This window comes from Paraburkholderia sp. BR13439 (assembly GCF_040948805.1).
GTDB lineage: Bacteria > Pseudomonadota > Gammaproteobacteria > Burkholderiales > Burkholderiaceae > Paraburkholderia > Paraburkholderia youngii.
This window is the reverse complement of sequence record NZ_JBFPKN010000001.1, coordinates 432,745-454,802: the sequence shown is the minus strand read 5'-3', so window position 1 is coordinate 454,802 and position 22,058 is coordinate 432,745. Positions and strand designations below refer to the sequence as shown.

The window sequence follows — 22,058 nt, the reverse complement described above, 5'->3', positions numbered from 1 at the left end:
GCGTTAGGCGTTCGAATGCGCGCACTTTATTCCGGAATCCCTGGCAATATCCGATCGAGTGTCAAATCGGTATTACGTGGACGATAAGCACTTCTTTTGCGGCACGATCCGCCAGCCGAGATTCACGCCCGCCGCCGCCAGCAGAATCAGCGCGGCGCCCAGCACCTGAATCCATGCGAGTGTCTGTCCGAACGCAATCCGGTCGACGATGATCGCGACCACCGGATAGATGAACGACAACGCGCCCGTCATCGACGTTGGCAGCTTCTGAATCGCGCCATACAGCAGCACGTACATGAGACCGGTATGGACGACGCCGAGCACGACCAGTTCGAGCCACTGCACCCCGCTTGCAGGCAACGCGTCGAAGCGCACGAACGGCGCGAGCAACAACACGCCGAGCGACACCTGGATCAGCGCGAGCAGATGCGGCGGCGTGCCCTTCAGCCGCTTCGTGATGATCGACGACACCGCGTACATCGCCGCCGCGCCGACCGCATAGGCGACGCCGACCAGATATTGCCCCGGCACCGCGAGCACGGCCGGCTCGACCTTCACGACGAACACGAGCCCGACGAACGCGACCACGAGCCACGCGATCGTCGACGCGCTGATGCGCTCGCGAAACACCAGCGCACCGAGCCCGACCAGCATGAACGGCTGCGTGTTGTAGACGGCCGTCGCCATTGAAATCGACGCGCGTGAATACGCGGCGAACAGCAGCACCCAGTTCACGACGATCGCCGCGCCGCCGACTAACGCGAGGCCGAGCATCTTCCACGAAAACAGCTCGCGGCGAAACAGGCCGAGCACCGCGCACACGAGCGCGAGCGTCGCGCCGCCGAAAATGCAGCGGAAAAACACCACGTTAAAAGGGCTTTGCTGCGACGACACGACGAGCCAGCCGATCGTGCCCGACATCAGCATCGCAATACTCATCTCGGCCGCGCCGCGGCGGATGTCGCTGGACGAACTGCTCGAGCTCGTCGCTGAAGCCTTGTTTGAAGCCATGATTCGATCCCGGATTGATGACTGCATAACTGGCAGTGTAATTAATCCACCCACGCGAATACATGGCTAAACTTAAGCGTTATTGCTTTTTCACCTCATAAACGAAGGCCATCATGAGCAAACGCCTTGCATCGATCGCACCGGTCGCACTCGACGACACCGACCGCGCACTGCTCGCCGCGCTCGCGCAGGACGCGCGCCAGACGGTCAGCGAACTCGCGCGCGTCGTCGGCTTGTCGGCGCCAAGCACGGCCGAGCGCGTGCGGCGGCTCGAAGCGCAGCGCGTGATCGAACGCTTCACCGTGCAGATCGATCCGCGTGCGCTCGGCTTCACGCTGCAGGCGATCGTGCGCGTGAAGCCGCTGCCCGGCCAGTTGCATCTGGTGGAGGAAGTGATCCGGCGCATTCCGGAGTTCGTCGAATGCGACAAGGTGACCGGCGACGACTGTTTCATCTGCCGCCTTTACCTGCATTCGATCGAGCAGCTCGACGAGATCCTGTCGAAAGTGACCGAGCGCGCGGAAACCAGCACCGCGATCGTCAAGTCGACGCCGGTCGCGCGGCGGCTGCCGCCGCTCGGCTGACCAAGGTCGCACCAAGGCCGCGCGAAGCGGCCCGGCGCTTATTTTTCGACCGCCTCGAAAAACGACAGCATCTCGGCGACCAGTTCGTCCGGCGCTTCCTCGGGCAGATAGTGCCCGCACGATAGCGCGCGGCCGCTCACGTCGCGCGCGACATGCCGCCATTCGTCGAGCGCATCGAAGCATTTTTCGACCACGCCCTTGTCGCCCCACAGCACGCGCAGCGGACAGCCGATCTTGTTGCCGCGCTCGATATCCGCGCGATCATGTTCGAGGTCGATACTCGCCGACGCGCGATAGTCCTCGCACATCGCGTGCACCGCGCCCGGTTGCGCGAGCGCTGCCCGATAGGCGTCGAGCGCGGCGGGGTCGAACGGCGCGAGGCCCGCGTGACGTCCGCCCATCACCGCGTCGACATAGGCGGCCGGATTCGCCCCGATCAACGTTTCGGGCAGCGGCTCGGGCTGGATCAGGAAGAACCAGTGGAAGTAGTGCGTCGCGAACGTGCGGTCGGTGGCTTCGTACATCGCGAGCGTCGGCGCGATGTCGAGCAGCATCAAACGCTCCACGGCCTCGGCGTGATCGAGCGCCATCCGGTGCGCGACGCGCGCGCCGCGATCGTGCGCGCAAACGAGGAAGCGCTCGAAGCCGAAGTGGCGCATCACCGCGACCTGGTCGGCCGCCATGACGCGCTTCGAATACGGCGTGTGCGTCGCATCGCTCGGTGGTTTGCCTGACGCGCCATAGCCGCGCAGATCGGCTGCGATCACCGTGAAGTGCTGCGCGAGCGGCGCGGCGCAGCGCTCCCAGATCAGATGCGATTGCGGATGGCCGTGCAGCAGCAACAGAGGCGGCCCGGCGCCGCCCTTCACTCCGAAAATATCGACATCGCCCACGGCGACACGAAAAGGCGTGAAATTTTCGAAGGCCATGACGTCTCGTTGATCGTTTGAGGTCCGTGCATTGTAGAAGGCCGACAAGTCCGTGCGAGGTGGGATAACCCACGCAGACGTGGAACCTGAATACTCCTTCGAACCGCTTCGGATGGCCCTAACGCGCGGTGGTCGTCCATTTCGCCTATAATCGAACGATCGTTCTTAAATGTTTGTCGCGACTACGGCATGCCGGTTTCGTGCGATTGCCACACGCATTCGCCGCCCGACACGCCGCAAGCCGTGTCCCGCCGCTAAACTCATCTATCCGCCGGGCGCGCGCCGCACCGGTTGGCCCAATCTGGAGATTCGCACCATGGCACTGCCCGCCGTTCTGCAAAACCTCGCGCTGCCCGTTGTCGCTTCACCGATGTTCATCGTCAGCTATCCCGAACTCGTGTTGGCACAGTGCAAGGCCGGTATCGTCGGCTCGTTCCCTGCCCTCAACGCGCGTCCGGCCGAGTTGCTCGACGAGTGGCTCACGCAGATCCAGGCGCAACTCGCCGAGCACAAGGCCGCGAACCCGGATGCGGTGATCGGCCCGATCGCGGTCAATCAGATCGTCCATCAGTCGAATGCGCGGCTCGAACATGACGTGCGCGTCTGCGTCGAGCACAAAGTGCCGATCTTCATCACCAGCCTGCGCGCGCCGGCGCGCGAGATCGTCGATGCGGTGCATAGCTATGGCGGCATCGTGCTGCACGACGTGATCAATCTGCGCCATGCACAGAAGGCGCTGGACGCTGGCGTCGACGGGCTGATTCTGGTCGCGTCGGGCGCGGGTGGTCACGCGGGCACCACCTCGCCGTTCGCGCTGGTCGGCGAGGTGCGGCGCATTTTCGACGGCCCGATCGTGCTGTCGGGCTCGATCGCGAACGGCGGCTCGATTCTCGCCGCGCAGGCGATGGGCGCGGACCTCGCGTACATGGGCACGCGCTTCATCGCGACCAAAGAAGCGCATGCAGTTGACAGCTACAAGCAGGCGATCATCAACGCGAAGGCGTCGGACATCATCTACACGAACCTGTTCACCGGCGTTCACGGCAACTACATCCGCGAAAGCATCCAGAACGCGGGGCTCGACCCGGACGCGCTGCCCGAATCGGACAAGACCAAGATGAACTTCGGCAGCGAAAAGGCGAAGGCGTGGAAGGACATCTGGGGCGCGGGCCAGGGCGTCGGCCTGATGGACGACGTGCCGGACGTCGCCGAACTCGTGCGGCGTCTGAAGAAGGAATACGACGACGCGAAGGCGCGGCTCGGCATCGCGCGCTGAAGGTCTTGAACGGGGGCGGGCCGGGCCGCCCCTCGCGGCCTACATATTCCGACGATACTGCCCGCCCACCTCGAACAGCGCGTGGGTGATCTGCCCAAGCGAACACACGCGCACCACGTCCATCAACACCGCGAACACGTTGCCGTCGTCGATCACCGTGCGCTTCAGGCGTTCGAGCGCCTCAGGCGCGGCGTCGCGGTGGCGCGTCTGGAAATCGCGCAACCGCCGCAGCTGACTCTGCTTTTCCGCGTCGGTGGAACGCGCCAGCACCAGCGGACGCGGCGCTTCGTGCGGATGCGCGCTCAGGAACGTGTTCACGCCGACGATCGGATACGAGCCGTCATGCTTGCGATGCTCGTACAACATGGACTCGTCCTGAATTCGTCCGCGCTGATAACCGGTTTCCATCGCACCGAGCACGCCGCCGCGCTCCGTGAGCCGCTCGAACTCGGCAAGCACCGCCTCCTCGACCAGATCGGTCAGTTCGTCGATCACGAAGCTGCCCTGATTCGGATTCTGGTTCTTCGCCAACCCCCATTCGCGATTGATGATCAGCTGGATCGCGACCGCGCGGCGCACCGATTCCTCGGTCGGCGTCGTGATCGCTTCGTCGAACGCATTGGTGTGCAGCGAGTTGCAGTTGTCGTAGATCGCGATCAGCGCCTGCAGCGTCGTGCGGATGTCGTTGAAATCGATCTCCTGCGCGTGCAGGCTGCGGCCTGACGTCTGCACGTGATACTTCAGCTTCTGGCTGCGCTCGTTCGCGCCGTAGCGCTCGCGCATCGCGATCGCCCAGATGCGTCGCGCGACGCGGCCGAGCACCGTGTACTCCGGGTCCATGCCGTTCGAGAAGAAGAACGACAGATTCGGCGCGAAGTCATCGATCGACATGCCGCGCGCGAGATATGCCTCAACGTACGTGAATCCGTTCGCGAGCGTGTAGGCGAGCTGCGAGATCGGGTTCGCGCCGGCTTCGGCGATGTGATAGCCGGAGATCGACACCGAGTAGAAATTGCGCACGCCGTGTTCGACGAAATACGTCTGAATGTCGCCCATCACCTTCAGGCTGAATTCGGTCGAGAAGATGCAGGTGTTCTGCCCCTGGTCTTCCTTCAGGATGTCGGCTTGCACGGTGCCACGCACGTTTTCGAGCGCCGCACGGCGCGTTGCGGCGAGTTCGGCTTCGGTCAGCGGACGGCCTTGCTGTTGCTCTTTCAAAGCAAGCTGCTGGTCGATCGCGACGTTGAAGAACATCGCGAGGATCGTCGGCGCGGGGCCATTGATCGTCATCGACACCGATGTTTCCGGCGAGCACAGGTCGAAGCCGTCGTAGAGCGTCTTCATGTCGTCGAGGGTCGCGACCGACACGCCCGAATTGCCGACCTTGCCGTAGATGTCCGGGCGCTCGTGCGGCTCCTCGCCGTACAGCGTTACCGAGTCGAATGCGGTGGATAACCGCTTGGCCGGCATGCCTTCCGACAGCAGCTTGAAGCGGCGATTGGTGCGCTGCGGATCGCCCTCGCCCGCGAACATGCGCGTCGGGTCCTCGTTCTCGCGGCGAAACGGAAACACGCCAGCGGTGAACGGGAAATAGCCGGGCAGATTGTCGAGCATCAGCCAGCGCAGGATCTCGCCGTGATCGACGAATTTCGGCAGCGACACTTTGCGGATTTCGGAGCCGGACAGCGTCGTCACGGTCAGAGCGGTGCGGATTTCGCGTTCGCGGATGCGCACCACGTGTTCGTCGCCGGTATAGGCGGCCATCGTTTGCGGCCACGCATCGAGCAGCCTGCGTTCGCGCTCGCCGAGCGCGGTGTTCCGTTGCTCGATCAGCGCGTCGAGCGATGAGGCGTCGTTGCCCGCTTCGCCGAGCATGCGGCGCGTCTCGACGAGCTGCCAACGCTCGCGCGCGATCTGCGCCTGCGCGTCGGCCCGCTCGCGATAGCCGTGCACCGTCTGCGCGATATCAGCCAGATAGCGCACGCGCGCGGGTGGCACGATCGCGTGCAGGTTACTCGAAAAGCGCAGACCTTCGGGAGCACTAAGCCGGGCGCCGCCGTCGCGCAGGCCGTGGGTGCGCAGCGCAGCGGCGATGCGCAGGTACAGCGCGGTTACGCCGTCGTCATTGAAACGCGACGCGATCGTGCCGAACACCGGCATCGCATCGGGCGATGTCGCGAAGTCCGCGCGGTTGCGCTGCACCTGCTTCGCGACATCGCGCAGCGCATCCTGCGCGCCCTTGCGATCGAACTTGTTAATCGCGACGAAGCTCGCGAAGTCGAGCATGTCGATCTTCTCGAGCTGGCTCGCGGCGCCGAACTCCGGCGTCATCACGTACAGCGATTCGTCGACGAACGGCACGATCGCCGCATCACCCTGACCAATCCCCGAGGTCTCGACGACGATCAGATCGAAACCCGCGACCTTGCACAGCATCAGCGCGGCGGGCAGAGAGTCGGAGAGTTCGGTCGATGCCTCGCGCGTCGCCATCGAGCGCATATACACCCGTGCGCCGCCCCGTGCGCCGCCGCCCCAGTCGCCGATCGCGTTCATGCGGATGCGGTCGCCGAGCAGCGCGCCTCCGGACTTGCGGCGCGACGGATCGATCGCGAGCACGGCGATGTTCAGCGTGTCGTCGTAGTCGAGCCGGAAGCGGCGGATCAGCTCGTCGGTCAGCGACGACTTGCCCGCGCCGCCGGTCCCGGTGATGCCGAGCACGGGAACCCGGGTGGTCTGCGCGAGCGTCGATAGCTGATCGCGTGCGGCGGCGTCGACGGTGTTCGTTTCGAACGCGCTGATCAGTTGCGCGAGGCGGCGGAAGATCGGCGCGGCGGGATCGGCAGGGTACGAGCCGGGGGCAGTGCGGCCGTGTGGAGCATCCGCCTCGACGCAAAGCGGCAATGGACGCGCGGCCAATTCGGCGAGCCATTCGCGCACCGGCGTCGGCCGCGCCGCCTCGGCCGCGCGCGCGCCTTCGACGCAGCGCGCGATCATGTCGTCGATCATGCCTTGCAGGCCGAGCCGCTGACCGTCGTGCGGCGAGTAGATTTTTTCGACGCCGTCGCGTTCCAGCGCGGCGATCTCCTCGGGGACGATCACGCCTCCTCCGCCGCCGAACACCTTGATGCGCTCGCCGCCGCGCGCACGCAGCAACTCGACGAGGTAGCGGAAGTATTCGTTGTGACCACCCTGGTAGCTCGACACGGCGACGCCGTCGGCGTCCTCGTTGAGCGCGGCGGTCGCGACTTCGGCGACGGAGCGGTTGTGGCCCAGGTGGATCACCTCCACGCCGCTCGCCTGCAGGATGCGCCGCATGATGTTGATCGACGCGTCGTGGCCGTCGAACAGTGCGGCGGCGGTGACGAAGCGCAGGCGCCGGCCCGCGGGCAGCTCGTGGCTGCCGGCACGCTGCGGCGTGGACAGATCGGTCATGTCTCCCCCAATTCATTTAACTGATGGGTGTTGACAATCAGTATATAGAAACGGGGTAAGACGGCGCCGGGGCGCCGGGCGGCCGATTGGCGGCGCCTGTTAGGTGCTTCGTGAAACACTACCGCACAGCCAACGCCTTGATCTCATCAAGCGACGGCCACAGCGATTCGTTCGCGAATCGCGCCGCCAGAAAATCGACGAACGAGCGCACCTTGGCCGACAGATGCCGCCGGCTCGTGTAGACGACGTGGATCGGCAGTTCGCGCGGCGGCACTTCGTCGACGAGCAGCGGCACGAGCCGCCCTTCGGCGAGATCGCTGCCGATCACCTCGGTGCCCAGCATCGCGATGCCCGCGCCGTGCAGCACGACCACGCGCTGCGCCTCGAGCTGATTGACGATCAGGTTGCCCGACAGGCGCACGCGCGAGCTCGCGTCGCCGGTCGCGACTTCGAGTGCCGACACGCCCGCGTACTGCAGATAGTTGTGGCGCGCGAGATCGGCGACGCGCTTCGGCGTGCCATGCTTGCGCAGATAGGCGGGCGACGCGCACAGCACCAGATGCGCGGTCGCGATCTGCCGCGCGATCAGCGACGACGACTTGAGCCCGCCCGGCGACGCGCGAATCGCGACGTCGAAACCCTCGTCGATCAGCTCGACGACGCGGTCGGACAGCGTCATATCGACGGTGACCTGCGGATACTGCTCGGCGTAGTCCGCGACCGCGGCCATCACGTGATTCAGGCCGAACGCCGATAGCGACGACACCCGCAGCCGCCCGTGCGGCACGACGCTCGCCGCGCCGACCGCCTGGCCTGCCTCGTCGAGCTCGGTGAGCGCCTGGCTGAGCCGCTCGTAATACTCGCGGCCCGCCTCGGTCGGTGCGACGCGGCGCGTAGTGCGGTTCAGCAGCCGCGCGCCGAGCTGCTGCTCCAGATGCATCACGTGCTTGCTCGCCATCGCCGCGGACATCTCCATCTTGTCCGCCGCGCCGACGAAGCTACCTGCTTCGACCACGTGGCGAAACACTTTCATGCTGACGAGGGTGTCCATCTCAGTCGCTCGCTTCAGGAATCAATCGACGCCATTTTGCCGGGTTTATCAAAGGAACGGCAGCAAACACCTGTATTCGACTGCGCTGAAAACGACAAAGCCCGCGTTCCGGGCGGAACGCGGGCTTTGCGGTGAAACCGTAGGCTGGGATCAGAACTTCGCGCGCAACCCCGCGCCGTACGTGTTGCCGCTCGACTGACCGGTGATGTGGTCATACATGTACGCGGCATAGACGTCGGTGCGCTTGGACAGCGGATAGTCGTAGCCGACCGCCGCCGTCTGGCGCGTCTGGTTCGAACCGCCGCCGTTACGCGAATACGCGTACGACGCCATCACCGAGCCCGGCCCGAACGGCACCGTGACACCGCCCTGTCCGGTGTTCACGTGCCAGCTCGTCACCTGCTGGTTGTTGTACGTGTACATGTACTGGCTGTACAGCTTGACGAACTTCAGGTCGTACGACACGCCCGCCTGCGCAACGCTCTGGCTGCGCAGACCCGGCACGCCCGAGGTTTCGAAGCTGCCGAGGTCGCCCGGCACGTTATTGAAGTTCACGTACTGGTAGACCGCGGTCGCCGCGAACGGGCCGTGGAAGTACAGCACCTGCCCGCTCCACTTCTTCGCGCCGTTCTGGGTCGTGTTGCCGAGCGCATACATCGCCGTCGCCGACAGGCCGTTGAAGTTCGGCGTCGAATACGACACCGCGTTGTTCCAGCCCGAGTCGCCGGTCACGCCCTGATCGGTCGTGTAGGTCGGGAAGGTGCCGAGGCCGAGGTACACGTGGGTAACCATCGGCGAGAACACGTACGAATCGATGAACGGGTTGAACAGGATCGTCGACACGAACAGCGGCGTCGTCAGACGGCCGGCCGTCACCGTGCCGTACGGCGATTCGATGCCGACGTACGCGTTGCGCGAGAACATCGTGTCGCCGGTGAAGCGGCCGAACTCGCCAGTCTGCGCGCGGAAGAAGCCTTCGATCGTGAAGATCGCCTTGTAGCCGTTGCCCAGATCCTCGGTCCCCTTGAAGCCCCAGTAAGACGTCGACATGCCACCGCCCGACACGACTACCGCGGTCTTGCCGCCCGGAAACTTCTGCGCACCGACCCATTCGTCGACCTGGCCGTAGAGCTGCACGCTCGATTGCGCGAATGCCGACGATGCGCTCGCCAGCGCGGCGACGCATGCGGTGGCCTTGAGAGTAGTCTTCAGCGCGGTGCTGAGGCTTGTGTTCATTGGTTCTCCAATCTTTGTCAAAAAGGTGTGGCTGTGCGAAAGGGGGCGCTCGCGCGAAACGTTGTTGTTATCCGTTCGATCGTCGAGTCAATCTGGGCGGGTCCATCTTTGCGGACCATTTTTATAAACAAAAATATCGCTGCTTATTGCGGGTATATCGGTCTGATTAGTTTGGTCGGTTATCGGCTTGATAAGACACTTTCAGCTGGACTGCGGCCGGCGCCCCGGATGCCATGCGGCATGCGGCGAACCGCGCGCCAGGGGGGCGGGAACGCCTTAAATGACGGGCCGATGACGCGACGCGGCAGAATGCCAAGATTTGACGCTGACCGATACTTCGATGCCGAGCGTTTTCAAAAAAGTGTGGCGTCGAAACGTCAGATTCGGAGCTCGGGCGCAGAGGAAGGCGCGCGGGGGATCGCGGGAAGGGATCTGGAGAACGGGTTTTGCGACAGGTGATATGCGGTCGCGTTGCGTGTAAAGCCGGCAGCCTCACCCGTTCAGGTAGCGGCGAACGTTGCCCACGTGACGCGAATCGATCAGGTAAATCGCGCTCAGCTAATTGCGATAGGGTGAACCGCCCGGTTGCCGCGGATCGTCGGACGGACGTTGCATTGGACGCGCGGCGCCGCGCTCTTCGTTGTAGCGGGCGACGTCGGCGCGGATCGAGCCGTTGCGCATCGGCATGTTGGACGGTGGATGCGGTACCGGACGCGCTTCCGCACTGACGGGCGTGATCGCGCCGGCATAGCTGGACGGCTCGCCGACACGGCGCATGCCGGACTTGTAGCTGCCGAAGCCATAACCAAAATTGGCGTCCGGGATGTTCGGATTGCCGCGCTGTGCGCGTGCGTCACGCCAAGCCGTCGCATTGCGCGAGCCGCGCGGAGCAGGCGCGCCACCCGCGACGGCGTAATGGCCGTCGCCGCGGATCTCCATGCGCGGCGCGTGCCCGCCAACGTGGTGCGAATAAGCGCCGCCCACGGCGCCACCGCCGCCATGTGGCACACCTTGCCCCTTCGCATAGGCGAACGAGCACAGCACGGCGATGACCGCGCCCCACGCCCAGTGCCTCGTTCTCGACAACCCGTCCACCTTGTGACTCTCACGCCCGAAGACTTGCCTGAAATCCACCGTTCGAGCTGCGATGGACCTGTTGCGGGAGGAGAAAAGCGCCGCGTGCCTGCCGCGGCGCAGGCATCCCTGCGGCCTTTGACTGAGTAATTTATGGGCGTGGGCAGAGGGTGTCGAGCCAAAAAGTGTTAGGTCTCGTCGGTGGATGTAACACCCTGTTACTGCGGCGTTTTCCGCGCTGGAGCCCTTGTTCGGGTACGCCTTTGGGGCATGCTTCGAGGCGTTTTCGCCTACTCCGCGCGAACCCCGTTTGTTGCAAATAAACGCCGCTTGCAACGTCAAGGGTTAAACGGTTTGTGGCGCGTGAGCACGTCGCCAATACTGAATCGAGTGCGCCACGCGAGTCAATGCACAAACTTCATTAATCGATTCGGCAAATGAATTTGCGTTTTCAATCGACTTTCGACAACAATAGTCGTTTCCCATTGGCACGCACCGCGCCCTGACAGGCCCGTCCCGTGCTCACACCGCGTCATTGAATTGAGATTGCGCCATGGCCCGTCCGAGATTCCTTCCCGATAACTTCACCCTGTGCCTCGTCGGCACCGTGATCCTCGCCAGCCTGCTGCCCGTTCATGGCCAGGCCGCGGTGGGGTTCAACTGGGTGACGAATATCGCGGTCGGCCTGCTGTTCTTCCTGCACGGCGCGAAGCTGTCACGCGAGGCGATCATTGCGGGCGCGACGCACTGGCGCCTTCACCTGGTGGTGCTGCTGAGCACGTTCGCGCTGTTTCCGCTGCTCGGCCTCGCGCTTAAACCGGTCCTTTCGCCGCTGGTCACGCCGTCGCTCTACGCCGGCGTCCTCTTCCTCTGCACGCTGCCATCGACGGTCCAGTCGTCGATCGCGTTCACGTCCATTGCCAAGGGCAACGTGCCGGCCGCGGTATGCAGCGCGTCCGCCTCGAGCCTGCTCGGCATCTTCGTCACCCCAGCACTCGTCAGCCTCATCGTGACGAATCAGGCTGCGAGCGGCGGCACTTCGCCGTGGCATACGATCGGCAACATCGTGCTGCAACTGCTCGTGCCGTTCGTGGCCGGCCAACTGTTGCGCCCGCTGATCGGCAAGTGGATCGAGAAGAATCGCGGCGTGCTGAAGTTCGTCGACCAGGGCTCGATCCTGCTCGTCGTGTACGGCGCGTTCAGCGAGGCCGTGACCGAAGGCCTGTGGCACACGATTCCGCTCTCTGCGCTCGGCGGCCTCGTCGTGGTGAGCTGCGTGCTGCTCGCGCTCGCACTGGGCGTGACGATCTTCGTGAGCAAGCGGCTCGGCTTCAACCGCGCGGACCAGATCACGATCATCTTCTGCGGCTCGAAGAAGAGCCTCGCCGCCGGCGTGCCGATGGCCCAGGTGATCTTCGCGTCGCACGCGGTCGGCGCCGTGGTGCTGCCGCTGATGCTGTTCCACCAGATCCAGCTGATGGTCTGCGCCGCGCTCGCGCAGCGCTGGGGCGCCCGCGACCTCAGCGGCGAGAGCGAGGCAGCGGCGCGGCGACCCGCCGCCGCCGTCGCGCGCCGTTGAATACACTCGCAATGCGAACCGGACATTCATAAGCGCCCTCCCTGAGCGTCGTTTTGATCGTGTGAAGCAAGCCGCCTTCGGGCGGCTTTTTCTTTTGGCTCTTCATTGGCCGTTGTCGTTATTTCACGCGCAAACGCTCTCGTTGTCGCCTCGGCCGGATGGCATAGGACGATTCTGGATGTGCCTCTAAAACGGCGACTCGCCGTATGTTTAGTCTTTTTTACTAAACAATCTAACTTCAGACAACTCCATTAAATACGGGTATTTACCGGTGTTGCGCGGGCGTTTTTCGGGCTGTTTTAGCAGCGTTTTACTATACAATCGCCCGACCTGAATCCGTGCTGCCTCGCCTCGCGCGGCAGCTTCATTCGATGGCCACAACCATCCGCGACGTCGCCCGCGCGGCCAGCGTTTCGATCGGCACCGTGTCGCGCGCGCTCAAAAATCAGCCGGGCCTTTCCGAGGCCACGCGCGAACGCGTCGTCGAAGCGGCGCGCCAACTCGGCTACGATTCGGCGCAGTTGCGTCCGCGCATCCGCCGCCTGACTTTCCTGCTGCATCGTCAGCACAACAACTTCGCCGCCAGCCCGTTTTTCTCGCACGTGCTGCACGGCGTCGAAGACGCTTGCCGCGAGCGCGGCATCGTGCCGTCGGTGCTGACCGCCGGGCCGACCGAGGACGTGATTCACCAGATGCGCCTGCACGCGCCCGACGCCGTCGCGATCGCCGGCTTCGTCGAGCCCGAAACGCTCGCCACGCTGGTCGCGATGCAACGCCCGCTGGTGCTGATCGATCTATGGTCGCCGGGCCTGCGCTCGGTCAATCTCGACAACGCCGGTGGCGCCACCCTTGCGATGCGCCATCTGTTCGAGCAGCAGCGCAAGCGCGTCGCGTTCATCGGCGGCTCGCTTGCGCACTTCAGCATCGCCGAGCGCGCGCTCGGCTACCGGCGCGCGTTCTTCGAAGCGGGGCTGCTGTTCGACCCGTCGCTCGAAGTGAACATCGACGCCGGGCTCGATCCCGACACCGGCGCCGCGCGCGCGATGCAGCGCCTGCTAGACGCGCCGGGCCCGCGCCCCGACGCCGTATTCGCATTCAACGATGCCGCCGCGCTCGCCGCGCTGCGCGTGTGCCTCGCGCGCGGCCTCTCCGTGCCCGACGACATCGCGATCATCGGTTTCGACGACATCCCCGCCGCCGCCCACGCCACCCCGCCGCTATCGACGATCGCAGTCGACAAGGAGGCGCTCGGCCGACGCGGCGTCGAACTGCTGCTCGAAGACTCGCCCGCCGAACTCGAAGTCCGCTTGCCCGTTCAACTCGTTGCCCGTGCCAGTACTTTGGTGAAAACGCCATGACGAAAACCGATCCGCATCACCCTTCCACCGACGTCGCGAAGGCGCCGCCGGTCGCCAGCTTCCGCAAGCGCGAGTTTTTGCTCGCGCACATCGAGGACACGCTGCGCTTCTATGCGCCGAACGTGCTCGATCCGAGCGGCGGCTTCTACCACTTCTTCAGCGACGACGGTTCGGTCTACAACCGCACCACGCGCCACCTGGTCAGCAGCTGCCGCTACGTGTTCAACTACGCGATGGCGTACCGGCAGTTCGGCGACCCCAAGCACCTCGAATACGCGCGCCACGGCCTGCGCTTTCTGCGCGACGCGCACTGGGACTCGCAGCACGAGGGCTACGACTGGGAAATCGAATGGCGCGACGGCAAAAAGCGCACGCTCGACGCGACGCGCCACTGCTACGGCCTCGCGTTCGTGCTGCTCGCGTACTCGCACGCGGCGATGGCCGGCATCGAAGAAGCGAAACCGATGATCGGCGCGACCTTCGAACTGATGGAGCACCGCTTCTGGGACGCCGCCGCCGGCCTCTATGCCGACGACGCATCGGCCGACTGGCGCGTCAGCACGTATCGCGGGCAGAACGCGAACATGCATACCACCGAGGCGCTGCTCGCCGCGCACGAGGCGACCGGTCATCTGGTGTATCTCGATCGCGCCGAGCGCGTCGCGTCGAACATCACGCTGCGCCAGGCGAAGCTGTCGCAGGGGCTCGTGTGGGAGCACTTTCACGCGGACTGGTCGGTCGACTGGCATTACAACGAGGAAGACAGCTCGGACATCTTCCGTCCGTGGGGCTTTCAGCCCGGCCATCAGACCGAATGGGCGAAGCTGCTGCTGATTCTCGAACGCTTCCGTCCGTTGCCGTGGCTGCTGCCGCGCGCGATCGAACTGTTCGACGCCGCGATGACGCACGCATGGGACGAAGACCACGGCGGCCTCTACTACGGTTTCGGCCCCGACGGCACCGTGTGCGATCACGACAAGTATTTCTGGGTGCAGGCCGAAACGTTCGCGGCCGCCGCGCTGCTCGGCAAGCGCACCGGCAACGAGCGCTTCTGGGACTGGTACGACGAGATCTGGCGCTATAGCTGGACGCACTTCGTCGACCACAAGTACGGCGCGTGGTATCGCATCCTGACTTGCGACAACCGCAAGTACAGCGACGAAAAGAGCCCGGCCGGCAAGACCGACTATCACACGATGGGCGCGTGCTACGAAGTGCTCGCCCATGCGCTCGGCGAAGACGCGTCGGCTGGATCGACCGCGCCCGCCGCAGCGGTTTCAGCGGAGAAAGCACAATGAGCGCGACCACCGAACTCCCCGTTTTCGTGTCCGCCGGTGACATCCTCACCGATCTCGTGCGCACCGGCGCATCGCACTGGCTGTCGCGTCCGGGCGGCGCGGGCTGGAACGTCGCGCGCTGCGTCGCGCGGCTCGGCCTGCCGACCGCGTGCGCGGGCTCGCTGGGTGTCGATAATTTTTCCGACGAACTGTGGGACGCGAGCGTCGCCGCCGGGCTCGACATGCGCTTCCTGCAGCGCGTCGAGCACCCGCCGCTGCTCGCGATCGTGCATCAGACGCATCCGCCGGCCTACTTCTTCATGGGCGAGAACAGCGCCGATCTCGCGTTCGATCCAGCCCGGCTACCGGCCGGCTGGATGAACGCAGTGAAGTGGGCGCACTTCGGCGGCATCAGCCTCGCGCGTCAGCCGCTCGGCGATACGCTCGCGGCGCTCGCTGCCGAGTTGCGTTCGCACGGCGTGAAGATCAGCTTCGATCCGAACTATCGCAATCTGATGGAGCACGGCTACGAGCCGACATTGCGCCAGATGGCCGCGCTCGCGGATCTGATCAAGGTTTCGGACGAAGACTTGCGCATGTTCTTCAGGACCAGCGACGAAGCCGCCGCGCTCGCGCAATTGCGCGCGATGAATCCGGCCGCCACCGTGCTCGTCACGCGCGGCCCCGACGCGGCGATGCTGCTCGACGGCGCCGCGGTGATCGAGGCGAAGCCGCCGCGCGTCCAAGTGGTCGATACGGTCGGCGCGGGCGATGCGTCGATCGGCGGTCTGCTGTTCAGCCTGATGAGCGCGCCGCAACGCAGATGGCCCGAGCATCTCGCATTCGCGCTCGCGGCCGGCGCGGCGGCTTGCGGCCACGCCGGCGCGCACGCGCCGACGCTCGACGAGGTGGTCGCGCTGCTGTAAAACGCGGCTCTGTAATTCTGCTGCCTTGGGACGCGCGTAGCGTAACGGATGCCGAGCGCGTCGCGCGGCGCGAAGCCGCCCTGGGCGGGAACCGATCCCGCCACGCCGTGCTAGGATGAAAATATCGAAACCTTTGCGAAAAGGAGCGAGGCCATGGAGGACGTCACCTACACCAAAGGGATCTACACGGCCACTGCGTCGATAAGGGAAGTCGCACAGGACGCCTTTCAAGGTGTCGTCACCCTCGCGCGCGACGAGGGCGAACCCAGCGACGATCAGGAGACCACGCTCTACGAAGTCGACTCGACGTCGTCGACGCCGGGAGAAGCGCTCGAAGAAGCCAAAGCGCTCGCACATCGTATCCTCGGGGAAATCGAACTGTAGGCCGAACCAAGGGGCAGCGCGTCGCGCGTGCTCGCGCATCGGCGCGCCGCTGCGGGGTCGACCGGCTGGAGGCGATCATGGCTGAACAGCTGTTCCAATACGGCGTGTATTCGATTCACGTTCGTCCGCTCGAACTGAGCGGCGCGCGCTGGGACGCGGAGTACGAAATCCGTCATCGCGAGAAGGCCGTCAAGCCGTGGACCACGGTCGGCGGCGACGCGGGCTTTGCAGAGCAAGCGGAAGCGGTGGAAAGCGCGCATCGGCAGGCCGTCGACGATATCGAGCATGGCGCGGGAATTCCGAAGCCGCACGTGTTTCCGTAAGCGGTTGTCGACACGCTTTTTGAGATCGCGTCGAGATTCGCCGTGGCGGCCTTGAGCGCTGCGCGTCGCCACGCAAGGTAACGCTGAGCTGTCAGCGATAGTCGAGCGTGCCTACGACCTTGGTGATCTTCCAGACTCCGTTCTCCTGGCGCAAAAACACGATATTGGTCTGTTTGTCTTTCGAGCCGAACGTAACAGCCACGAGCGCCACGCCGTCGAGCATGAAGACTGGATGCACCGCTATATGCCCGGCCCAATCTTTCTCGTCGAAGTCTTGCACTTTCGTGAAGTACTCCGCATCTTCGGACAATTTGTTGGCCTGATATTGCTTTCGCAATAAATCGACGGTTGGTTTTCCAACGTGCCTGTATATCTCCTTTTCCATGATCGGATAGTCGCGGTCTGCGGCCAGGCGCGGAATGAACCATGCGTAGAAATCTCTTACGCGGGTCTCGGGAGTTGCTTGTTCGGCGTGGGTCGCGTTTCCTGCATATGAGGTGCCGTTAAAAATCAGCAACAGCGCGGCAACAAAAATCGCCAGATATTTTCTCATGACATATCAAATTATCTCGATCATATTTTGATTTAGAAATCATACAGCAAATCCAAAACAAACCAAGATATTTTATTATCTCGAAAACATTTTAAATAGAGATAGCTTTTTTGAATAAAAATATAGCCTTCGTCAATACCGTGCTAGTTACGAGGGAAATCAAGCTGATCGGCACGCTCTAGTCAATTGCATGAGTCTCGCGCCATGCTACGCTGTACCTGTATCGATCCCCACGAGCGCGTGATGGCAAGCGAACCGTCAGACCGTTTTTCCACGCTCGGCGACCCCGACACCGACACCAGCGCGCCGAGGCGCCACCCGCGCGGCAGCCGCGAAATGCGTCTCGACGATCGCATGGTGATCGCGCACGGTATGCCGACGCCGTTGTGGCAAGACCTGTATCACCGCGCGCTCGGCGTGCGCTGGCCGGTGTTCTTCGTGTCGCTCGCGCTGCTGTTTCTGCTGCTCAACACCGTGTTCGCCGTGCTCTACATGCTCGGCGACGCGCCGATTGCGAATCAGTTTCCGAAGGGCTTCGGCGGCGCGTTCTTCTTTAGCGTCGAAACGCTCGCGACGGTCGGCTACGGCGACATGCATCCGCAAACCGTCTACGCGCACTGGATCGCGACGCTCGAAATCTTCATCGGCATGTCCAGCATCGCATTGGCGACCGGGCTGATCTTCGCGCGCTTTTCGCGGCCGCACGCGAAGATCATGTTCGCGCGCTATGCGGTGATCCGGCCGATCGACGGCCGCATGACGTTGATGGTGCGCTCGGCCAACGCGCGTCAAAACGTGATCGCCGAGGCACGCGCGCGGCTGCGCATCATGCGTCTGGAGACGTCGATCGAAGGCTTTACGCTGCGCAAGCTCTACGACCTCTCGCTGGTACGCGACCAGCACCCGGTGTTCAAGCTCGGCTGGACGCTGATGCACATCATCGACGAAGCGAGTCCGCTGTTCGGCGAAAACGCCGAATCATTGAAGGGCCGCGACGTGTCGCTGCTGCTCACGCTCGAAGGCATCGACGAATCGACGTCGCAAACCATGCAGGCGCGCCACATGTGGACCTGCGACCAGATCGTCTGGCAGCACCGGTTCGTCGACATCATGAGCGAGCAAGACGGCGTGAGCCACATCGACTATTCGCACTTCGACGAAATCGTGCCGCTCGATGCGGCGCCGCTCCAACCGGACATCGCGGCGAACACCGCGCAGTAGCAATAGCCACAGTCCCATTCGACGCCCCGCGATACCCAGGGCATACCCGAAGCGCGCCGCCGCCTGGCAAATCCGGCTCAAAAGCGGGCCGAAACGCGCGAGTCATCGCGCCCATTCGCGCACGCCCGATTAAAGAAGCAATAATTCACTCCCGCGAGCGCTAAAAAATAGAGTCTCTTTCGCTGCGCGGTATCGGTGACCCCACCACCCGCGCGCCGAGCCAGAACATTGGAGACCCCCCATGACCGCTCGCCTGCCCATCGACGGCACGCCCGCTCTCGCCGACTACAAGCTTTCCGACAATCTCACCGCGACGCGCGGCCGGATCTTTCTGACCGGCACCCAGGCGCTCGTGCGCCTCCCTCTGATGCAGCGTGCGCTCGACAAAACCCGCGGCCTGAACACCGCCGGCTTCATCAGCGGCTATCGCGGCTCGCCGCTCGGCATGGTCGATCAGCAGTTGTGGAAGGCGAAAAAACTGCTCACCGCGAGCGACGTCCGCTTTCTGCCCGCGATCAACGAAGAACTCGGCGGCACCGCCGTGCTCGGCACGCAGCGCGTCGAAGCCGATCCCGAGCGTACCGTCGATGGCGTATTCGCGATGTGGTACGGCAAGGGCCCGGGCGTCGACCGCGCGGGCGATGCGCTGAAGCACGGAAACGCGTACGGCTCGTCGCCGCACGGCGGCGTGCTGGTGGTCGCCGGCGACGATCACGGCTGCGTGTCGTCGTCGATGCCCCATCAGAGCGACTTCGCGATGATGGCGTGGCACATGCCGGTGGTGAATCCGTCGAACATCGCGGACATGCTCGAGTTCGGCCTGTACGGCTGGGCGTTGTCGCGCTTCTCGGGCGCGTGGGTCGGCTACAAGGCGATTTCGGAGACCGTCGAATCGGGCTCGACCGTCGATCTCGACGCGCTGCAAACCGAATGGACACCTCCGCAGGAATTCGAAGCACCAGCCGGCGGTTTGCACAACCGCTGGCCCGATCTGCCGAGCCTGACGATCGAAGCGCGTCTGCACGCGAAGCTCGACGCGGTGCGCCAGTTTGCGCGCATCAACAGCATCGACAAATGGATCGCGCCGAGCCCGCACGCGAACGTCGGCATCGTCACGTGCGGCAAGGCGCATCTCGATCTGATGGAAGCGCTGCGCCGGCTCGATCTGACCGTCGCCGATCTCGACGCGGCGGGCGTGCGCATCTACAAGGTCGGACTGTCGTTTCCGCTGGAGATGACGCGCATCGACGCGTTCGTGTCGGGCCTGTCCGAAGTGCTCGTGATCGAAGAGAAGGGCCCCGTCATCGAGCAGCAGATCAAGGACTATCTGTACAACCGCACGCAAGGCACGCGGCCGGTCGTGATCGGCAAGCACGCCGAAGATGGCACGTTGCTGCTGTCGTCGCTCGGCGAATTGCGGCCGTCGCGCATTCTGCCGGTGTTCGCGAACTGGCTCGCGAAGCACAAGCCGGCGCTCGATCGCCGCGAACGCGTCGTCGATCTGGTCGCTCCGCAGATCCTGTCGAACGCGGCGGACAGCGTGAAGCGCACGCCGTACTTCTGCTCCGGCTGTCCGCACAACACGTCGACGAAAGTGCCGGACGGTTCGATCGCGCAGGCGGGCATCGGCTGCCATTTCATGGCGTCGTGGATGGAGCGCGACACGACCGGGCTGATTCAGATGGGCGGCGAAGGGGTCGACTGGGCCGCGCATTCGATGTTCACGAAGACCCGCCACGTGTTCCAGAATCTCGGCGACGGCACCTACTTTCACTCGGGCATTCTCGCGATTCGCCAGGCGGTCGCCGCGAAAGCGACGATCACCTACAAGATCCTCTATAACGACGCGGTCGCGATGACGGGCGGTCAACCCGTCGACGGCAGCATCTCGGTGCCGCAGATCGCGCGACAGGTCGAAGCCGAAGGCGTGTCGCGCTTCGTCGTGGTCAGCGACGAGCCCGAGAAATACGACGGTCATCACGGCCAGTTTCCGCAGGGCACGACGTTTCACCATCGCAGCGAGTTGGACACCGTGCAGCGCGAGTTGCGCGACACCGACGGCGTGACCGTGCTGATCTACGACCAGACCTGCGCGGCCGAAAAACGCCGCCGGCGCAAGAAAGGCGAATTCCCCGATCCGAACAAGCGGCTCTTCATCAACGAAGAAGTCTGCGAAGGCTGCGGCGATTGCGGCGTGCAGTCGAACTGTTTGTCGGTGGAACCGGTGGAAACCACGCTCGGTCGCAAGCGCCGCATCGATCAGTCGTCGTGCAACAAGGACTACTCGTGTGTGAACGGCTTTTGCCCGAGCTTCGTCACCGTCGAAGGCGGCACATTGAAAAAGGCCGCGGGCGTCGCGTTCGATCCGCAGGCGCTCGCTGCCCACGTCAACGCGTTGCCGATTCCCGCGACGCCACTCGATGCCGCGCCGTACGACATCCTCGTCACCGGAGTGGGCGGTACCGGCGTCGTGACGGTCGGCGCATTGATCAGCATGGCCGCGCACCTCGAAGGCAAGAGCGCGTCGGTGCTCGACTTCATGGGCTTCGCGCAAAAGGGCGGCTCGGTGCTGTCGTTCGTGCGCTTTGCCGCGCGCGACGAATGGCTGAACCAGGTGCGCATCGACACGCAGCAGGCCGACGTGCTGCTCGCCTGCGACATGGTGGTCGGCGCGAGTGCCGATGCACTGCAGACGGTGCGGCATGGCCGCACGCGCATCGTCGTCAACACGCATGCGATTCCGAACGCGAGCTTCGTGCAGAACCCCGACGCGACGCTGCATGCCGATGCGCTGATCGACAAGATGCGTCACGCGGCGGGTGCAGAGCGCATGTCGACGTGCGACGCGCAAGCGCTCGCAACGCGTTTTCTCGGCGATACGATCGGCGCGAACATTCTGATGCTCGGCTTCGCATGGCAACTCGGTCTGGTGCCGGTGTCGTTCGCCGCGATGATGCGCGCGATCGAACTGAACAACGTCGCTGTGCAGATGAATCAACTCGCGTTCTCGATCGGGCGCATGGCCGCGGCCGATCCCGCCGCGCTCGAATCGCTGTGGCAGTCGCGACATGCGCCGAAGCCGAGCGTGCGAGTCGATACGCTCGACGAGCTGATCGCGCATCGCGAAGCACGTCTGCTCGCGTATGGTGGCGTGACTTATGTGAAGCGCTATCGCGCGCTCGTCGATGCGGCACGGCGCGCGGAAACCGCCGTCGATGCGGCGAGCGAGCGTGTGACGCGCGCGGTCGCGACGACGTTCTATCGGCTGCTCGCGGTGAAGGATGAGTACGAAGTCGCGCGTCTGCATACGGATGCCGCGTTCCGCGATGCGCTCGAAGCGCAGTTCGAGGGCGTCGCCGGCAAGGACTTCACAATCCGCTTCAACCTCGCGCCGCCGACGCTTACGCGCGCGCAGCCCGGTGCCGTGCCCACGAAGAAGACCTATGGTCAGTGGATGTGGCCCGTGCTCGGCCTGCTCGCGAAATGGCGCGGTCTGCGCGGCACGGCGCTCGATCCGTTCGGCCGCACGCTCGAGCGCAAAATGGAGCGCGAGCTCGCGAGCGATTACGAAACCACGCTGCAACGTGCGCTAGCGAAACTCGACGCGAGCCATCTCGACGAAGTCGCGAAACTCGCAGAACTGTATGCGCGCGTGCGCGGTTATGGGCACGTAAAGCTCGCGAATCTGGCGGGCGTCAAGCGCGGCGAGCGTGACCTCGCCGCGCGCCTCGGCATCGATGCGGCGACCGGTGTCGCGGTGAAGAAGTCGCTCGAGGAAATGAAAGGCGCCGGGCAGTTGCGCGGCATTCCGGTGGTGGTCGCGAAGTAGGTTCGTTGCGCTGTT

Annotated in this window: 17 protein-coding genes; 10 read left to right on the top strand and 7 right to left on the bottom strand. The window is 64.3% G+C overall.

Translation table 11 applies throughout. The features are described 5' to 3' along the window. Positions 1-72: 72 nt before the first annotated feature. On the bottom strand, positions 73-1,011 hold the full coding sequence (locus AB3X96_RS02075) for a DMT family transporter (protein WP_368588404.1): 939 nt from the start codon (positions 1,009-1,011) through the stop codon (positions 73-75). Between the two features lie 113 nt (positions 1,012-1,124). Between AB3X96_RS02075 and AB3X96_RS02070 the strand changes: the two genes are divergently transcribed. Next, positions 1,125-1,595: an Lrp/AsnC family transcriptional regulator gene (locus AB3X96_RS02070; RefSeq protein WP_368588403.1), complete on the top strand. Its 471-nt coding sequence runs from the start codon at positions 1,125-1,127 to the stop codon at positions 1,593-1,595. Positions 1,596-1,633: 38 nt separating this feature from the next. Here the strand turns inward: AB3X96_RS02070 and AB3X96_RS02065 are convergent, their stop codons facing one another. Then, positions 1,634-2,524: an alpha/beta fold hydrolase gene (locus AB3X96_RS02065; RefSeq protein WP_368588402.1), complete on the bottom strand. Its 891-nt coding sequence runs from the start codon at positions 2,522-2,524 to the stop codon at positions 1,634-1,636. A gap of 316 nt (positions 2,525-2,840) precedes the next feature. Here AB3X96_RS02065 and AB3X96_RS02060 point away from each other — a divergent pair, with 316 nt between their 5' ends. Continuing rightward, the gene (locus tag AB3X96_RS02060; RefSeq protein ID WP_368588401.1) at positions 2,841-3,800 is read left to right on the top strand and encodes an NAD(P)H-dependent flavin oxidoreductase; all 960 of its coding nucleotides are present in this window, start codon (positions 2,841-2,843) and stop codon (positions 3,798-3,800) included. Positions 3,801-3,839: 39 nt separating this feature from the next. Here AB3X96_RS02060 and icmF read toward each other — a convergent pair whose 3' ends face one another. From icmF to AB3X96_RS02040, 4 genes are all read right to left on the bottom strand, one after another. Continuing rightward, entirely contained in the window at positions 3,840-7,232 is a 3,393-nt protein-coding gene (icmF, locus tag AB3X96_RS02055; protein WP_368588400.1) for a fused isobutyryl-CoA mutase/GTPase IcmF, read from the bottom strand. A gap of 118 nt (positions 7,233-7,350) precedes the next feature. Beyond that, positions 7,351-8,283 carry a LysR family transcriptional regulator gene (locus AB3X96_RS02050; protein ID WP_176383805.1) on the bottom strand — a complete coding sequence of 311 codons (933 nt, stop codon included), beginning with the start codon at positions 8,281-8,283 and terminating at the stop codon, positions 7,351-7,353. 150 nt (positions 8,284-8,433) lie between these two features. Beyond that, a complete protein-coding gene (locus AB3X96_RS02045; RefSeq protein ID WP_368588399.1) occupies positions 8,434-9,519 on the bottom strand; it encodes a porin in 1,086 nt (361 codons plus the stop codon). A 558-nt stretch (positions 9,520-10,077) separates the two neighbouring features. Beyond that, complete coding sequence (locus AB3X96_RS02040; RefSeq protein WP_368588662.1) at positions 10,078-10,614, bottom strand: hypothetical protein; 537 nt, start codon at positions 10,612-10,614, stop codon at positions 10,078-10,080. A gap of 532 nt (positions 10,615-11,146) precedes the next feature. Here AB3X96_RS02040 and AB3X96_RS02035 point away from each other — a divergent pair. From AB3X96_RS02035 to AB3X96_RS02010, 6 genes are all read left to right on the top strand, one after another. After that, positions 11,147-12,172, top strand: coding sequence for a bile acid:sodium symporter family protein (locus tag AB3X96_RS02035; protein ID WP_368588398.1), 1,026 nt, complete (start codon positions 11,147-11,149; stop codon positions 12,170-12,172). 371 nt (positions 12,173-12,543) lie between these two features. After that, on the top strand, positions 12,544-13,530 hold the full coding sequence (locus AB3X96_RS02030) for a LacI family DNA-binding transcriptional regulator (protein ID WP_176383809.1): 987 nt from the start codon (positions 12,544-12,546) through the stop codon (positions 13,528-13,530). After that, the gene (locus AB3X96_RS02025; protein ID WP_368588397.1) at positions 13,527-14,828 is read left to right on the top strand and encodes an AGE family epimerase/isomerase; all 1,302 of its coding nucleotides are present in this window, start codon (positions 13,527-13,529) and stop codon (positions 14,826-14,828) included. The genes AB3X96_RS02030 and AB3X96_RS02025 overlap by 4 nt, the downstream gene beginning before the upstream one ends. After that, positions 14,825-15,733, top strand: a complete 909-nt coding sequence (locus tag AB3X96_RS02020; RefSeq protein WP_368588396.1) for a carbohydrate kinase — start codon at positions 14,825-14,827, stop codon at positions 15,731-15,733. Before AB3X96_RS02025 ends, AB3X96_RS02020 begins: the two co-directional genes overlap by 4 nt. A gap of 153 nt (positions 15,734-15,886) precedes the next feature. After that, complete coding sequence (locus AB3X96_RS02015; RefSeq protein ID WP_176109740.1) at positions 15,887-16,117, top strand: hypothetical protein; 231 nt, start codon at positions 15,887-15,889, stop codon at positions 16,115-16,117. 77 nt (positions 16,118-16,194) lie between these two features. Continuing rightward, positions 16,195-16,440, top strand: coding sequence for a hypothetical protein (locus AB3X96_RS02010; protein WP_368588395.1), 246 nt, complete (start codon positions 16,195-16,197; stop codon positions 16,438-16,440). A gap of 91 nt (positions 16,441-16,531) precedes the next feature. Here the strand turns inward: AB3X96_RS02010 and AB3X96_RS02005 are convergent, their stop codons facing one another. After that, complete coding sequence (locus tag AB3X96_RS02005) at positions 16,532-16,993, bottom strand: DUF3828 domain-containing protein (protein WP_368588394.1); 462 nt, start codon at positions 16,991-16,993, stop codon at positions 16,532-16,534. A gap of 243 nt (positions 16,994-17,236) precedes the next feature. Here AB3X96_RS02005 and AB3X96_RS02000 point away from each other — a divergent pair, with 243 nt between their 5' ends. Next, a complete protein-coding gene (locus AB3X96_RS02000) occupies positions 17,237-18,214 on the top strand; it encodes an ion channel (protein ID WP_368588661.1) in 978 nt (325 codons plus the stop codon). Positions 18,215-18,455: 241 nt separating this feature from the next. Next, positions 18,456-22,043, top strand: a complete 3,588-nt coding sequence (locus AB3X96_RS01995) for an indolepyruvate ferredoxin oxidoreductase family protein (protein WP_368588393.1) — start codon at positions 18,456-18,458, stop codon at positions 22,041-22,043. Positions 22,044-22,058 lie beyond the last annotated feature (15 nt).

Bases quoted from the DNA above. Each gene is read 5' to 3' on its own strand.
- AB3X96_RS02010 (WP_368588395.1), top strand. From the start codon at position 16,195: ATGGCTGAACAGCTGTTCCAATACGGCGTGTATTCGATTCACGTTCGT.
- AB3X96_RS01995 (WP_368588393.1), top strand. From the start codon at position 18,456: ATGACCGCTCGCCTGCCCATCGACGGCACGCCCGCTCTCGCCGACTAC.
- AB3X96_RS02065 (WP_368588402.1), bottom strand. From the start codon at position 2,524: ATGGCCTTCGAAAATTTCACGCCTTTTCGTGTCGCCGTGGGCGATGTC.
- AB3X96_RS02000 (WP_368588661.1), top strand. From the start codon at position 17,237: ATGGCAAGCGAACCGTCAGACCGTTTTTCCACGCTCGGCGACCCCGAC.
- AB3X96_RS02075 (WP_368588404.1), bottom strand. From the start codon at position 1,011: ATGGCTTCAAACAAGGCTTCAGCGACGAGCTCGAGCAGTTCGTCCAGC.
- AB3X96_RS02005 (WP_368588394.1), bottom strand. From the start codon at position 16,993: ATGAGAAAATATCTGGCGATTTTTGTTGCCGCGCTGTTGCTGATTTTT.
- AB3X96_RS02060 (WP_368588401.1), top strand. From the start codon at position 2,841: ATGGCACTGCCCGCCGTTCTGCAAAACCTCGCGCTGCCCGTTGTCGCT.
- AB3X96_RS02070 (WP_368588403.1), top strand. From the start codon at position 1,125: ATGAGCAAACGCCTTGCATCGATCGCACCGGTCGCACTCGACGACACC.
- AB3X96_RS02045 (WP_368588399.1), bottom strand. From the start codon at position 9,519: ATGAACACAAGCCTCAGCACCGCGCTGAAGACTACTCTCAAGGCCACC.
- AB3X96_RS02020 (WP_368588396.1), top strand. From the start codon at position 14,825: ATGAGCGCGACCACCGAACTCCCCGTTTTCGTGTCCGCCGGTGACATC.
- AB3X96_RS02030 (WP_176383809.1), top strand. From the start codon at position 12,544: ATGGCCACAACCATCCGCGACGTCGCCCGCGCGGCCAGCGTTTCGATC.
- AB3X96_RS02025 (WP_368588397.1), top strand. From the start codon at position 13,527: ATGACGAAAACCGATCCGCATCACCCTTCCACCGACGTCGCGAAGGCG.
- AB3X96_RS02035 (WP_368588398.1), top strand. From the start codon at position 11,147: ATGGCCCGTCCGAGATTCCTTCCCGATAACTTCACCCTGTGCCTCGTC.
- AB3X96_RS02015 (WP_176109740.1), top strand. From the start codon at position 15,887: ATGGAGGACGTCACCTACACCAAAGGGATCTACACGGCCACTGCGTCG.
- AB3X96_RS02050 (WP_176383805.1), bottom strand. From the start codon at position 8,283: ATGGACACCCTCGTCAGCATGAAAGTGTTTCGCCACGTGGTCGAAGCA.
- icmF (WP_368588400.1), bottom strand. From the start codon at position 7,232: ATGACCGATCTGTCCACGCCGCAGCGTGCCGGCAGCCACGAGCTGCCC.